Consider the following 14039-nt stretch of genomic DNA (forward strand, 5'->3'; position numbering starts at 1 on the left):
GAGGCGGGACGTCATCCTGGGGGCTGACGTTCCGCCTTTTCGTTTTTCGCGCTTTGCGTGAAGCGCTAGGGCGGCTAGACACGCCAACCCGAGAGGGCAGTTAGCTCAGCGGTAGAGCGTCTCGTTTACACCGAGAGGGTCGGGGGTTCGATCCCCTCACTGCCCACCAATCCCCTTCGATCATGCGCATCGTTTCCTTACGGCCAGGGCCAGGGTCAGAGCCGGCGCCGGCGCCGCATGGCCACGCTTCTACTTGTCGCCTGCGATCAAAGTGATATCATTTTGATCGCAACGCTGGAGGAGCGTCCATGTCCGAGACTCGCACCATCAATCCCACCACCGAGCGCGCCCATGGCGGCATGGCAGGCGGCCTGCCGCTACTGGCGCTGCCGCTCCTGCTCGCGGCCGGGGCCTGGGCGTTCACGCAGGCCGATAACGGTCCGGTCTATCCGGCGATCGGCGGCGCGCTGATCTTCCTGTTCGCCATGGTCGCCTGCGGCTTCTACGCCCTGCAGCCGAACGAGGCCTATGCGATCACCCTGTTCGGATCGTACGTCGGCACGGATCGCAAGACCGGCCTGCGCTGGATCCTGCCGTGGTACGGCCGCAAGAAGATCAGCCTGCGGGTGCGCAACGTCACCAGCGAGACCCTGAAGGTGAACGACAAGCGCGGCAACCCGATCGAGATCGCCGCCAACATCGTCTGGCGGGTGCGGGACTCGGCTCAGGCCCTGTTCGACGTCGACGACTACATCGCCTTCGTGAACATCCAGATCGAGACCGGCCTGCGCGAGGTCGCCTCGCACTACGCCTATGATCACGCGGAGGAGGGCGAGCCGACGCTCCGCGCCCACGCCGAGGAGGTCGGCGACCGGTTGCAGAAGGACCTGCAGCAGCGCACGGCCGTGGCCGGCGTGGCCATCGACGAGGCGCACCTGATGCACCTGGCCTACGCGCCCGAGATCGCCGGCTCGATGCTGAAGCGCCAGCAGGCCGAGGCCGTGCTGGCCGCCCGCCGCACGATCGTCGCCGGCGCCGTCGACATGGTCGAGAGCGCGCTGAGCCAGCTCAGCGAGCGGGGCGTCGTCACCCTGGACGACGAGCGCCGCGCCTCGATGGTGTCCAATCTGCTGGTGGTGCTGTGCGCCGACCGCGAGGCCCAGCCCGTGGTCAACACCGGCACACTGTACAGCTGACGTGGCGGGCGATCCGGCTGAACCGAAAAGCGGGCGGCGCGCGTTCCTGATGCGCGTCCGTCCCGAGGTGCTGGCTGCTGTCGAGCGCCTCGCCGGCGCTGAGTTGCGCAGCGTGAATGCTCAGGTAGAAGTACTGCTGCGAGAAGCGCTTGGGCGACGCGGTGTGTCCCTGAAATCGTCCGGGAACGGCGAGGAACCGTGAGTGTCGCAAAAGCTTTATCGTTCCAGGGCCGAATGGGGGGCCTAGGGTAGCGACGAGGAATCGGTGTGACGGATACGAGATCGACCCGGCCGGTCGGCCTGCGTGGTTTTCCTTCCGACATCGCTCCGTCGACTGACGGCGCCGTACGCCTCGTCGACACCACCATGCTCTACGCCCCGCGCAGTGGCGGCGTGCGTCGTTATCTGGCCTCGAAGCGCGCATGGCTGGCCGCCAATCGCCCGGACGTCCGCCATACGCTAGTGGTGCCGGGCGCGCGCGATTCCTATGACGGCCAGGGCCGGGTCTCGATCTACGCGGCGCCGCTGCCGTTCGGGGCCGGTTATCGCTGGCCCGTGGTCAAGGCCGCCTGGATGGACCGCCTCATCCGCCAACGTCCCGACATCATCGAGGCGGGCGATCCCTATACGCCGGGCCTGGCGGCGTTGCGGGCGGGCGACGCCCTGGGCGTGCCGGTCGTCGGCTTCTGCCATACCGACCTCGGCGCCTTGGCCGCCCTTCACATCGGCGAGTGGGCCGAAAAGCCGGTGCAGAAGCGCTGGGCGGCGATCTATCGCCAGTTCGATCAAGCCGTGGCGCCGAGCCGCTTCATCGCCGGCCGCCTGATCGAGGCCGGGGTTCACAACGCCATCGGTCTGCCGCTGGGCGTGGACACCGACCTCTTCCATCCCGCCCGGGGGGACCGCGACGCCCTGCGCAGGCGCCTCGGCATCGCGTCCGACGAGCGCCTTCTGGTTTTCGCTGGCCGCCCGGCGCGCGAGAAGAAGCTGGAAGTGCTGGTGGGGGCGGTCGAAAAGCTCGGCGCGCCCTACAAACTGCTGTTCGTTGGGGCCGGGGGCGGCGCGCCGGTCAGCGATCGCGCCATCTGCCTGGATTATGTCCGCGACCCCGCCGAACTGGCCGGGGTGCTGGCCAGCTGCGACGCCTTCGTTCACGCCAACGACAACGAGCCGTTCGGCCTGATCGTCTTGGAGGCCATGGCCTGCGGCTTGCCCGTGGTCGGCGTCGCCGCCGGCGGGGTGGCCGAGTCGGTCGACCACGAGGTCGGCCAATTGGCGCCCCGCTCCGAGCCCGCCGCCCTCGCCGAAGCGATCGAGGCCCTGTTCGCGCGCGACCTGGCCGCCGTGGGCGTCGCCGCCCGCCGCCGCGCCGTCGAGCGACACGGCTGGGACGCGGTGTTCCGCCAGCTGTGCGCCATCTATGGCGGCTTGAGCGGTCGGAGCGCCTTCGGTGGGCTGGCCCCTCTAAGGGACCACTAGGCTTTCAGACCCGCCAGGATCTCGTAGCTGTGCTTGCGGGCGCTGTGGTCGTAGATTTGCGAGGCGAACATCAGCTCGTCGGCTTCGGTCAGCTTCAGCACCTGTTCGACCTTGCGCTTCACGGCCTCGGGCGAGCCGATCGCGGAATACTGGAAGGTATGATCCAGGCCCGCCAGCTCGGCCGGCGAGGCATAGTCGCGGATGTCGTCGACCGGCGGCGGCAGCAGCCCCGGTCGTCCGCGCCGCAAAGCCAGGAACTGTTGTTGCGTCGAGGTCGCCAGGCGAGTCGCTTCGGCGTCCGTGTCGGCCGCGCAGACTCCGATGCAGACCATGGCGTAGGGCTTGTCCAGAACCTCCGACGGCTTGAAGTGCCGGCGATAGAGGAGGAGGGCGTCCAGCAGCGAGTCGGGGGCGAAGTGGGCGGCGAAGGCGAACGGCAGGCCCAAGGCCGCGGCCAACTGCGCGCTCCAGGTCGAGGAACCCAGCAGCCAGATCGGCACGTCCTGGCCTTCGCCCGGGACAGCGCGGACGCTCTGCTCGGGATCGGCCGGCTTGAACCAGTGCTGCAGCTCGACGACGTCCTGGGCGAACGAATCGACCGCCCCAGCATAGCGGCGCAGGGCGCGCATCGTCGGCTGGTCGGTGCCCGGCGCGCGGCCCAGGCCCAGATCGATTCGGCCGGGATAGAGGGCGGCGAGCGTGCCGAACTGCTCGGCGACCATCAGCGGGGCGTGGTTGGGGAGCATGACGCCGCCCGAACCGACCCGAATCGTCTTCGTCCCGCCGGCCACGTGGCCGATCACGACCGCCGTCGCGGCGGACGCGATTCCGGGCATGTTGTGATGCTCGGCCAGCCAGTAGCGGTGGAAGCCGAGGGATTCGGCGTGGCGCGCCAGATCCAGGCTGTTGTTCAGGGCTTGGCCGACGGGCGTGCCTTGCGGAACGGGCGCGAGGTCGAGGACGGAGAACGGCGGGTAAGCGGATGTCATGTCCGCTACATGGCGTGTGCTGACAGCAACTCAAGGCGTTGCTGAAACCATTGTCGATCTGGGAGGAAGAACCACTGGACGGTGGCGCGAATGACGGGACTCGAACCCGCGACCTCCGGCGTGACAGGCCGGCGCTCTAACCAACTGAGCTACATCCGCATCGTTGCGCCTGGGCGCGACGGTCGTCCGTAAACCGAGGGGAGGGTGCTTTCCGACCCCTTTTTTAAGGGGTGGCGCGAATGACGGGACTCGAACCCGCGACCTCCGGCGTGACAGGCCGGCGCTCTAACCAACTGAGCTACATCCGCATATCCCTTCGCCGAAGCGAAAGTGCGACCCGCCCTGCGGCGAGGGGCGTCTGATATGTCGGGCGAAGACTCGTGTCAACGGCCATATCGAAGAAGCGCCAAATAGCCCGGCGGGGCTGGGAGATTTCATGTGGATGGAGCCGAGCCGGGCCGCCGCGTCGGTCCTTTGAGGCACAGACGAAAGCCTTCGCGTGCAATCGATCGCCGTTAGGGGAAACAACTCTAGTTGCGATCGTTTCTCAATGTGGTTCCGGCGTTTGAAGCGCTGGCGACAGTGGGCTACAACCCGCTCGATTCAAGCCAAGGGCTGTCATGACCGCCTTCCTCCTCCAGTATCTTCCGATCGTGATCTTCCTAGGGATCGCGGCGGCCATCGGTATCGTCTTCATTCTCGCTGCCGCCGTGCTCGCGCCGAAGGCGCCGGACCCGGAAAAACTGTCCGCGTACGAATGCGGCTTCAACGCCTTCGACGATGCGCGCATGAAGTTCGACGTCCGGTTCTATCTGGTGTCGATCCTCTTCATCATCTTCGACCTTGAAGTGGCGTTCCTGTTCCCCTGGGCGGTCACGCTGATGAAGCTGCCGCACGACGTGGCCCAGTTCGCCTTCTGGTCGATGATGACTTTCCTGGGCGTGCTGACCGTCGGCTTTATCTACGAATGGAAGAAGGGCGCCCTCGAATGGGAGTGATCGTTCCCGCCAACTCGTCGCCCATCGGGTCTGGCGTTCCGGCGCTGTCTGGCGGCCGTTCGACGGTCGAGGGCTATGACCCCAAGCTGCACGACCCGTTCTTCGACGGCGTCTCGCAGCAACTGGCCGACAAGGGCTTCATCACGGCCGCCGCCGACGACCTGATCACCTGGGCCCGCACGGGCTCGCTGATGTGGATGACGTTCGGCCTGGCGTGCTGCGCCGTCGAGATGATGCACTCGGCCATGCCGCGTTACGATCTGGAGCGCTTCGGCTTCGCGCCGCGCGCCAGCCCACGCCAGTCGGACGTGATGATCGTCGCCGGCACCCTGACCAACAAGATGGCTCCGGCCCTGCGCAAGGTCTACGACCAGATGCCGGAGCCGCGCTACGTCATCTCGATGGGCAGCTGCGCCAACGGCGGCGGCTACTACTATTACAGCTATAGCGTCGTGCGCGGCTGCGATCGCATCGTGCCGATCGACATCTACGTCCCGGGCTGCCCGCCTACCGCGGAAGCCCTGGTCTATGGCGTGCTGCAGCTGCAGAAGAAGATCCGTCGCACGGGGACGATCGAGCGATGACCGACGTGGTTCCGACTGAAATCGCTATCTCGCCGCTGGAGGCCTTGGGGCAGGACATCGTCGCCCGCGCACCCGGCGTGCTGGGCCATTCGGTGGCCTTCGGCGAACTGACTATCGTGGCCAAAACCGCGACCGTGGTCGAAACCCTGACCTTCCTGCGGGACGACGCGGCCTGCCGCTTCCACCAGCTTGTCGACCTGACGGGCGTTGACTACCCCGAGCGCGCCGCGCGCTTCGACGTCGTCTATCACCTTCTGTCGATGGTGAAGAACGCCCGCATCCGCCTGAAGGTGATGACGGACGAGGACACGCCGGTCCCCAGCGTCACGCCGGTGTTCCCGGTCGCCGACTGGTTCGAGCGCGAGGCGTTCGACATGTACGGCATCTTCTTCGAAGGCCATCCGGACCTGCGCCGGATTCTGACCGACTACGGCTTCCACGGCCACCCGTTGCGGAAGGACTTCCCGATGACGGGTTATGTGGAAGTGCGCTACGACGACGAGCTCAAGCGCGTCGTCTACGAACCCGTCAAGATCACCGAGTTCCGCGCGTTCGACTTCCTGTCTCCGTGGGAGGGCGCCAAGTACGCCCTGCCGGGCGATGAGAAGGCCGAGAAGCGGCCAGGGGGCGCCTAAGCCATGACTGGAACGAACGCGCCCGCCGCGGCGACCGACTTCTTCCGCGACGAACCGACGACTCCGGCCATCCCGGAGACGCCGGTCCGCAAGTTCAATATCAACTTTGGTCCGCAACACCCGGCCGCGCACGGCGTGCTGCGCCTGGTGCTGGAGCTGGACGGCGAAATCGTCGAACGCGTCGATCCGCACATCGGCCTGCTGCATCGCGGCACCGAGAAGCTGATGGAAGCGCGGACCTATCTGCAGAACATCCCGTACTTCGATCGCCTCGACTACGTGGCGCCGATGAACCAGGAACATGCGTTCTGTCTGGCCATCGAGAAGCTGCTGGGCGTCGAAGTGCCCAAGCGCGGCCAGATCGTGCGCGTGCTGTTCTGCGAGATCGGCCGCATCCTCAACCACCTGCTGAACGTGACGACCCAGGCCATGGACGTCGGCGCCCTGACGCCGCCGCTCTGGGGCTTCGAGGAGCGTGAGAAGCTGATGGTGTTCTACGAGCGCGCCTGCGGCGCTCGCCTGCACGCCAACTATTTCCGTCCGGGCGGCGTCCACCAGGACCTGACCCCCAGCCTGATCGACGACATCGAGACCTGGGCGAAGGCTTTCCCCAAGATCTGCGACGACATCGAGGGCCTGATCACCGACAACCGCATCTTCAAGCAGCGCAACGTCGATATCGGCGTCGTGACCAAGGAAGACGCCTGGGCCTGGGGTTTCTCGGGCGTGATGGTGCGCGGTTCGGGCATCGCCTGGGACCTGCGCCGCAACCAGCCTTACGAGAACTACAACGAGTTCGAGTTCGACATCCCGCTGGGCAAGAACGGCGACTGCTACGACCGCTATCTCTGCCGCATGCAGGAGATGCGTGAGTCGACGAAGATCATCCTGCAGGCCGTCGCCATGCTGCGCGGCACGCCGGGGCCTGTGCTGACCGAGGACAACAAGGTCAGCCCGCCCCGTCGCGCCGAGATGAAGCGCTCGATGGAAGCCCTGATCCACCACTTCAAGCTCTATACCGAGGGCTTCAAGACGCCGGAAGGCGAGGTCTACGCGGCCGTCGAGGCGCCCAAGGGCGAGTTCGGCGTCTACGTGGTCAGCAACGGCACCAACAAGCCATACCGCTGCAAGATCAAGGCGCCGGGCTTCTCGCACCTGGCGGCCATGGACTGGATGAACCGCGGCCACCAGCTCGCCGACGTCTCGGCCATCCTGGGCTCGCTCGACATCGTGTTCGGCGAGGTCGACCGGTGAGTCTTGAAGCCCCTAATCTCGAAAGGGTCGCCCAAGCTCAGCTGGACGCCTATAACGCCCAGGACCTGGACGCGCACTGCGCCCACTTCGCCGACGACGTCGTCGTGGCGGGGCTGAATGGCGACGTGGCGCGCACGGGCCTTGACGCCTACCGCGCCTTCTACGCCAAGACCTTCGCCGAGTTCCCCAAGAACCAGGCCAAGCTGCTGAACCGCATCGTGGTCGGTGCGAACGTGATCGACCACGAGCATGTCGACCGCGGCAACGGCGAAGCGCCGTTCCAGGTCGCCGCCATCTACACCTTCAAGGGCGACAAGATCGCCCGCGTGGATTTCGCCCGATGAGCGCCCCCCAATGAGCGTACGCCGTCTCGCCAAGGAACAGCCCGCCAGCTTCGCCTTCTCGGTCGACAGCCAGGCCAAGGCCGACTGGTGGAAAGCCAAGTATCCCGCCGCCCGCAAGCAGTCGGCGGTGATCCCGATGCTGTGGTTGGCCCAGAAGCAAGAAGGCTGGATTTCCGAGCCGGCGATCCAGGAGATAGCCAAGCAGCTCGAGATGCCGGTCATCCGCGTGCTGGAAGTGGCCACCTTCTACGTGATGTTCCAGCTGCAGCCGGTCGGCAAGGTCGCCTTCGTGCAGCTGTGCGGCACCACGCCGTGCCAGCTGCGCGGCGCTCTGGACCTGAAGGCCGTGCTGAAGGCCAAGATCGGCGACGCCAACCACGTCTCGGCCGACGGCAAGTTCAGCTGGGAAGAGGTCGAGTGCCTGGGCGCGTGCTGCAACGCCCCGATGGCCGCGATCAACGACTACTACTACGAGGACCTGACGCCGGAGAGCCTGGCCCAGATCCTCGACGACTTCGCGGCCGGCAAGGACCCGAAGCCCGGCAGCTACGACGGCCGCGGCGCCTCGGAGCCGAAGGGCGCGATCCACACCCTGACGGATCCGAAGCTCTACGACGGTTCGTACGCCAAGAAGATAAAGATCCCTAACCTGCCCGAGAAGCCCAAGGCCACGAAGGCCAAATCGGAGCCGACCGCCTAACATGACCGCCGACGCCGCCCTTCAGAAGAAGCGCCTGACCGCGATGCTCGCCATCGACGTGGTCTGCTTCCTGCTGGCCGGCGTCTCGATCTATGGCGCGGTGTCGCTGGGACTGGGATGGGCCAAGCCCGTCTTCGTCCTGGCCATCGTGGCGGGCCTTGGGGCGCAAGTCTGGTTCATCCTGGGCTGGATGCGCGCGACCAAGGCGGAGGGCGCTTCGTCATGATCGACGACAGCGAACTCAACACCCGCCGCGCGGCCTATGCCGACACCATCCGGGGCCTGCATCGCCGTGAACGCGGCGTGGGCTTCGTGGCGTGCCTGCTGGGCGCGATCCTGCTGATCTGGGGTCGCACCGTGCAGGGGGCGCCGTTCTGGGCGGTCATCGCTGGTCTGGTCACGATTGCCGCCGGCTGGCTGCTTTTCGCCTATGTCATCATTCGTCGGACGCGCTATGTGCGCGCCCATCCATTCGATCCGCAAAGCTGAGTCATGGTCGGTATCCTCGAAGACAAGGACCGCATCTTCACGAACCTCTACGGTCTCCACGATTGGGGCCTCGAGGGCGCGAAGAAGCGCGGCTGCTGGAATGGCACCAAGGACATCCTGGACGCCGGGCGCGACTGGATCATCGACAACATGAAGAACTCCGGCCTGCGCGGCCGGGGTGGGGCGGGCTTCGGCACCGGCCTGAAGTGGTCGTTCATGCCCAAGGAAGTGAAGGACGGTCGTCCGCACTACCTCGTGGTCAACGCCGATGAATCCGAGCCGGGCACCTGCAAGGACCGGGAGATCATGCGGCACGATCCGCACCTCCTGATCGAGGGCTGCCTGATCGCCTCGCGCGCCATGCTGGCCCACGCCTGCTACATCTATATTCGCGGCGAATACGTCCGTGAGCGCGAAGTGCTAGAAGCCGCTATCAAGCAGGCCTACGAGGCAAAGCTGATCGGCAAGAACAACATCCACGGCTGGGACTTCGACCTCTACGTCCACCACGGCGCCGGCGCCTATATCTGCGGTGAAGAGACCGCCCTGCTCGAAAGCCTGGAAGGCAAGAAGGGCCAACCGCGCCTAAAGCCGCCGTTCCCGGCCGGCGCGGGCCTCTACGGCATGCCGACCACGGTCAACAACGTCGAGAGCATCGCCGTCGCCGGCACGATCCTTCGTCGCGGCGCCGCCTGGTTCGCCGGCTTTGGTCGTCCGAACAACGCCGGCACCAAGCTGTTCTGCGTCTCGGGCCACGTGAACCTCCCCTGCAACGTCGAAGAAGCCATGAGCATCCCCTTCCGTCAGCTGATGGAAGATCACTGCGGCGGCATCCGAGGCGGCTGGGGCAACCTGAAGGCCGTCATCCCGGGCGGCTCGTCCGTGCCGATGATCCCGGCCGAACAGTGCGAAGACCTGCCGATGGACTTCGACGCCCTGCGCAATCTCAAGTCGGGCCTGGGCACCGCCGCTGTCATCGTCATGGACAAGGACACCGACCTCGTCCGCGCCATCGCCCGCCTGTCGTACTTCTACAAGCACGAGAGCTGCGGCCAGTGCACGCCGTGCCGCGAAGGCACCGGCTGGATGTGGCGCGTCATGGAGCGCATGGCGACCGGCGAGGCCGATCCGAAAGAAATCGATACTCTGCTGGACGTCACGACCCAGGTCGAAGGTCACACCATCTGCGCCCTGGGCGACGCGGCCGCCTGGCCGATCCAGGGTCTGTTCCGCCACTTCCGCCACGAGGTGGAAGACCGGATTGCTTCCTATCGTAGCGGTCGCCTGCACGTGCAGGGCGCCAAGCTGATCGCGGCGGAGTAACAATTATGGCTATCGCCAAGGTCAACGGCGTCGAGGTCGAGTTCGAACCCGGCATGACGGTTCTGCAGGTCGCGGAATTGGCCGGGGAAGAGATCCCGCGCTTCTGCTATCACGAGCGCCTGTCCATCGCCGGCAACTGCCGGATGTGCCTGGTCGAGGTGAAGCCCGGTCCGCCGAAGCCGCAGGCGTCTTGCGCCCTGCCGGCCGCCGAGGGCCAGGAGATCTTCACCAAGACGCCGATGGTCAAGAAGGCCCGCGAAGGGGTGATGGAGTTCCTGCTCATCAACCACCCGCTGGATTGCCCGATCTGCGACCAGGGCGGCGAGTGTGACCTGCAGGACCAGGCCGTCGGCTACGGCCGCGATGACAGCCGCTACGACGAGAACAAGCGCGCGGTCGAAGAGAAGGCCATGGGCCCGCTCATCAAGACCGTGATGACGCGCTGCATCCAGTGCACCCGCTGCGTCCGCTTCATCACCGAAGTCGCCGGCTCGCCCGAAATCGGCCTGATCTCGCGCGGCGAAGACGTCGAAATCACGACCTATCTGGGCGCGGCGGTGACGTCGGAGCTCAGCGCCAACGTCATCGACCTGTGCCCGGTCGGCGCCCTGACCTCCAAGCCCTACGCCTTCGAAGCCCGTCCGTGGGAGCTGAAGAAGACCGAGAGCATCGACGTCATGGACGCGCTGGGCTCGTGGATCCGCGTCGACAGCCGCGCCGCCGCCGTGCTCCGCGTGCTGCCGCGCAACAATGACGACGTCAACGAAGAGTGGATCTCGGACAAGACGCGCTACGCCGTCGACGGCCTGGGCCGTCAGCGCCTGGATCGTCCGTACGTCCGCGTCGGCGGCGGCCTGAAGCCGGCCACCTGGTCCGAGGCCTTCGCCGCCGTCGCCGCCAAGATCAAGACGGCCGCGCCCGAGCGAATCGGCGTCATCGCCGGCGACCTGCAGGACGCCGAAAGCCTGAAGGCGACCAAGGATCTCTTCACCGCCCTGGGCGTGAAGAACCTCGACAGCCGTCAGGACGGCGCCGCCCTGGGGGTTGGCCCGCGCGAAAGCTGGTTGTTCAACTCGACGATCGCCGGCATCGAGAACGCCGACGTCGTGCTATTCGTCGGCGCCAATCCGCGCATTGAGGCCCCGGTCCTGAACGCCCGCTTCCGGAAACAGTGGATCGCCGGCAAGACGCGCTTCGGCGTCATCGGCGAGCAGGCCGACCTGACGTTCGACTACGACTACCTCGGCGCGGGCGCCAAGACCCTGTCGGGCCTGGCCAAGAGCAAGAGCGACTTCGTCGCGGCCCTGAAGGCCGCCGAGCGTCCCGCCATCATCATCGGCCAGGGCGCTCTGGCACGCGCCGACGGCGCGGCGATTCTCAAGGCCGCCGCCGGCCTGGCCAAGACCGTCAAGGTCGTCCGTGAAGGCTGGAACGGCTGGAACGTTCTGCACACCGCCGCCGCGCGCGTCGCCGGTCTCGACATGGGCTTCGTCCCGGCCGAGGGCGGTCTGGCCACGGCCGACATGCTGAAGCCGGGCGCCCTGGACGTCCTGTTCCTGCTGGGCGCCGACGAGTGTGAAACAGCCGCCTCGGACGCCTTCAAGATCTATCTCGGCACGCATGGCGACAACGGGGCCCACAAGGCCGACGTCATCCTGCCGGGCGCGGCCTACACCGAGAAGAACGGCCTCTACGTGAACCTCGAAGGCCGGGTCCAGATGGGCCGCCGCGCGGTGTTTCCGAAGGGCGAGGCCAAGGAAGACTGGTCGATCCTTCGTGCTCTCTCCGAAGTGCTGGGCTGCAAGCTGCCTTATGACAGCCTGGACCAACTGCGCGCCAAGCTGTTCGCCGACCATCCGACCTTCGGCCAGATCGACTACGCGCCGGGCTCGGTCGCGACCTCGTTCGATGTTGGAGACCTGGGCGCCGACGGCGAGATCTCCGACGCGCCGTTCGAAAGCCCGATCAAGGCTTTCCACCTGACCAACCCCGTCGCGCGCGCCAGCGTGACCATGGCCGAATGCGCGGCCGTGGCGTCCGGCGCCGCCAAGATCGCCGCGGAGTAAATCGTGGGCTCGACTTCTCCGCTTCTCTGGTTTGGCCTGACGACCGGCGGCATCCTGCTCGTCGTGATCTGGGTCCTGCTGAGCCTGGCCTTCCTGCTGCTGGCCGACCGTAAGATCTGGGCTGGCGTTCAGATGCGCAAGGGCCCCAATGTCGTGGGTCCCTTCGGCCTGCTGCAGTCCTTCGCCGACTTCCTCAAGTTCGTCTTGAAGGAGATCGTGATCCCGGCCGGCGCAGACAAGATCGTCTTCATCCTGGCGCCGCTGCTCAGCCTGGTCCTGGGCTTCGTGGGCTGGGCCGTCGTGCCGTTCGCGCCGGGCTGGGTCGTTTCGAACCTCAATGTCGGCATCCTGTACCTGCTGGCGATGAGCTCGCTGGGCGTCTACGGCATCATCATGGGCGGCTGGGCTTCTAACTCGAAGTACCCGTTCCTGGGGGCGCTGCGTTCGGCGGCGCAGATGGTGTCGTACGAAGTCTCGATCGGCCTGATCATCATCACCGTGATCCTGCTGGCCGGTTCGATGAACCTGTCGACCATCGTCGAGAAGCAGTCGGGCTGGTTCTGGAACTGGAACGTCTTTGGCGGCGGCCTGAAGAACCTGGTCCTGCTGCCGATCATGGTCGTCTCGATGGGCATGTTCTACATCTCGGCCCTGGCCGAGACGAACCGCCCGCCCTTCGATCTTCCGGAAGCCGAATCCGAACTCGTGGCGGGGTACCAGGTAGAGTACAGCTCGACCCCGTACCTGCTGTTCATGGTGGCCGAGTATTCGAACATCGTCCTGATGTGCGCCATGATCAGCGTTTTGTTCTTCGGCGGATGGAACCTGGGTATTCCGGTCGATCTGGTGGCCATGTGGGGATGGTGGGGCAAGTTCGCCCTGGCCTTGGTCTTCTACGCCAAGATCTGTTTCTGGTTCTTCATGATCGCCATGGCGAAGGCCATCGTGCCGCGCTACCGCTACGACCAGTTGATGCGCCTGGGTTGGAAGGTGTTCCTGCCCACCTCTCTGGTGCTGGTTGCCGCGGTCGCCGCCTGGCGCGTGTTCGGTCCGGGGGCCTGATGCGTCGCGCCGCGATCCTTGTGCTGGGTCTTTCCGGACTTGCCCTGACGGCCTGTGCGGGTGTCGCGGCGACGGATCGGTCCTATTCGCTGGGCGACGGGGTTGTCAGTTATGACGACCTCCGCCGCGAAGGCGACAAGTGCAAGGCCTCGGGCGGCGTGATCCAGGCCAAGCAGGACGGGGGCGACCCCGCTCAGCTGTCGAACTACACCTGCGTGATCCCGCGCGGGCCGAAATAGGGGCTTCAACGCCCAAGTCGAGACGGGGAGGGGCCAACGCACCTCCTCGGAAGTATAGGTTTAGGAGAGCTCTGGTGTTCCAGCGCATCACTCAAGCGGTCAAGGGCGCGGCCCTTCTGGACTTCGCGGGCGCCTTTGGCCTCGCCATGAAGTACATGATCGCGCCGAAGAAGACGGTGATCTATCCGAACGAGCGCGGCCCGCAGTCGCCTCGCTTCCGGGGCGAGCACGCCCTGCGCCGCTATCCATCGGGCGAGGAGCGCTGCATCGCGTGCAAGCTCTGTGAAGCCATCTGCCCGGCCCAGGCGATCACCATCGAAGCCGAACCGCGCGAGGACGGCAGCCGCCGCACGACCCGCTACGACATCGACATGGTCAAGTGCATCTACTGCGGCCTTTGCCAGGAGGCCTGCCCGGTGGACGCCATCGTGGAAGGTCCGAACATCGAGTTCGCGACCGAAACCCGCGAAGAACTCTACTACGACAAGGAACGTCTTCTCGATAATGGCGACCGCTGGGAGCGCCTGATCGCGAAGAATCTGGAGTTGGACGCGCCCTACCGCTAAAGACGGGCGCGAATCCGAAGGAGCGTGATAGCCGAAAGTGTTCGCGGTTTCGGCGACCATCACGCTCCCACTAAGCAACTGGGAATTTGCCGGCTCATAGAGCCGGAAAATTCCT

At 66.0% G+C, this 14039-nt stretch carries 16 protein-coding genes and 3 tRNA genes; 16 read left to right on the plus strand and 3 right to left on the minus strand.

The features are described from left to right. Positions 1-94: 94 nt before the first annotated feature. The 3 genes from ACW175_RS10910 to ACW175_RS10920 all read left to right on the plus strand — a co-directional run bounded on the left by ACW175_RS10910 (position 95) and on the right by ACW175_RS10920 (position 2675). Positions 95-169, plus strand: a tRNA-Val gene (locus ACW175_RS10910). A gap of 139 nt (positions 170-308) precedes the next feature. Next, a complete protein-coding gene (locus tag ACW175_RS10915) occupies positions 309-1196 on the plus strand; it encodes an SPFH domain-containing protein (protein ID WP_492104494.1) in 888 nt (295 codons plus the stop codon). A gap of 267 nt (positions 1197-1463) precedes the next feature. Continuing rightward, positions 1464-2675: a glycosyltransferase family 4 protein gene (locus ACW175_RS10920; RefSeq protein WP_492104495.1), complete on the plus strand. Its 1212-nt coding sequence runs from the start codon at positions 1464-1466 to the stop codon at positions 2673-2675. On the opposite strand, the gene ACW175_RS10925 is transcribed toward ACW175_RS10920, so the two are convergent. The 3 genes from ACW175_RS10925 to ACW175_RS10935 form a co-directional block, all read right to left on the minus strand. Beyond that, positions 2672-3664: an LLM class flavin-dependent oxidoreductase gene (locus tag ACW175_RS10925; RefSeq protein WP_492104496.1), complete on the minus strand. Its 993-nt coding sequence runs from the start codon at positions 3662-3664 to the stop codon at positions 2672-2674. The genes ACW175_RS10920 and ACW175_RS10925 overlap by 4 nt on opposite strands. A gap of 82 nt (positions 3665-3746) precedes the next feature. After that, positions 3747-3823, minus strand: a tRNA-Asp gene (locus tag ACW175_RS10930). A gap of 72 nt (positions 3824-3895) precedes the next feature. Next, positions 3896-3972: transfer RNA gene (locus tag ACW175_RS10935), tRNA-Asp, on the minus strand. Positions 3973-4284: 312 nt separating this feature from the next. Between ACW175_RS10935 and ACW175_RS10940 the strand changes: the two genes are divergently transcribed. From ACW175_RS10940 to nuoI, 13 genes are all read left to right on the plus strand, one after another. Next, positions 4285-4662, plus strand: a complete 378-nt coding sequence (locus ACW175_RS10940) for an NADH-quinone oxidoreductase subunit A (RefSeq protein ID WP_125158569.1) — start codon at positions 4285-4287, stop codon at positions 4660-4662. After that, a complete protein-coding gene (locus ACW175_RS10945) occupies positions 4632-5246 on the plus strand; it encodes a NuoB/complex I 20 kDa subunit family protein (RefSeq protein ID WP_492104497.1) in 615 nt (204 codons plus the stop codon). The genes ACW175_RS10940 and ACW175_RS10945 overlap by 31 nt, the downstream gene beginning before the upstream one ends. Further along, on the plus strand, positions 5243-5881 hold the full coding sequence (locus tag ACW175_RS10950; protein WP_492104498.1) for an NADH-quinone oxidoreductase subunit C: 639 nt from the start codon (positions 5243-5245) through the stop codon (positions 5879-5881). The genes ACW175_RS10945 and ACW175_RS10950 overlap by 4 nt, the downstream gene beginning before the upstream one ends. Before the next feature lie 3 nt (positions 5882-5884). Continuing rightward, positions 5885-7135: an NADH-quinone oxidoreductase subunit D gene (locus tag ACW175_RS10955; protein WP_492104499.1), complete on the plus strand. Its 1251-nt coding sequence runs from the start codon at positions 5885-5887 to the stop codon at positions 7133-7135. After that, entirely contained in the window at positions 7132-7479 is a 348-nt protein-coding gene (locus ACW175_RS10960) for a nuclear transport factor 2 family protein (RefSeq protein WP_492104500.1), read from the plus strand. Before ACW175_RS10955 ends, ACW175_RS10960 begins: the two co-directional genes overlap by 4 nt. Before the next feature lie 10 nt (positions 7480-7489). Further along, positions 7490-8179: an NADH-quinone oxidoreductase subunit NuoE gene (gene nuoE / locus ACW175_RS10965; RefSeq protein WP_492104501.1), complete on the plus strand. Its 690-nt coding sequence runs from the start codon at positions 7490-7492 to the stop codon at positions 8177-8179. A gap of 1 nt (position 8180) precedes the next feature. After that, complete coding sequence (locus ACW175_RS10970) at positions 8181-8405, plus strand: hypothetical protein (RefSeq protein ID WP_492104502.1); 225 nt, start codon at positions 8181-8183, stop codon at positions 8403-8405. Continuing rightward, positions 8402-8668 (plus strand): hypothetical protein, encoded by a 267-nt coding sequence (locus ACW175_RS10975; protein ID WP_492104503.1) that lies wholly within the window; start codon positions 8402-8404, stop codon positions 8666-8668. Before ACW175_RS10970 ends, ACW175_RS10975 begins: the two co-directional genes overlap by 4 nt. A 3-nt stretch (positions 8669-8671) precedes the next feature. Then, positions 8672-9991 carry an NADH-quinone oxidoreductase subunit NuoF gene (nuoF, locus tag ACW175_RS10980; protein ID WP_492104504.1) on the plus strand — a complete coding sequence of 440 codons (1320 nt, stop codon included), beginning with the start codon at positions 8672-8674 and terminating at the stop codon, positions 9989-9991. Between the two features lie 5 nt (positions 9992-9996). Next, on the plus strand, positions 9997-12057 hold the full coding sequence (gene nuoG / locus ACW175_RS10985) for an NADH-quinone oxidoreductase subunit NuoG (protein WP_492104505.1): 2061 nt from the start codon (positions 9997-9999) through the stop codon (positions 12055-12057). Continuing rightward, positions 12058-13119, plus strand: a complete 1062-nt coding sequence (gene nuoH / locus ACW175_RS10990; RefSeq protein ID WP_492104945.1) for an NADH-quinone oxidoreductase subunit NuoH — start codon at positions 12058-12060, stop codon at positions 13117-13119. Continuing rightward, on the plus strand, positions 13119-13358 hold the full coding sequence (locus ACW175_RS10995; protein WP_492104506.1) for a hypothetical protein: 240 nt from the start codon (positions 13119-13121) through the stop codon (positions 13356-13358). Before nuoH ends, ACW175_RS10995 begins: the two co-directional genes overlap by 1 nt. Before the next feature lie 74 nt (positions 13359-13432). Next, positions 13433-13924, plus strand: coding sequence for an NADH-quinone oxidoreductase subunit NuoI (gene nuoI / locus ACW175_RS11000; protein WP_056051151.1), 492 nt, complete (start codon positions 13433-13435; stop codon positions 13922-13924). Positions 13925-14039: the final 115 nt, after the last annotated feature.

It is taken from the genome of Caulobacter sp. FV1ye6ST (assembly GCF_058681225.1).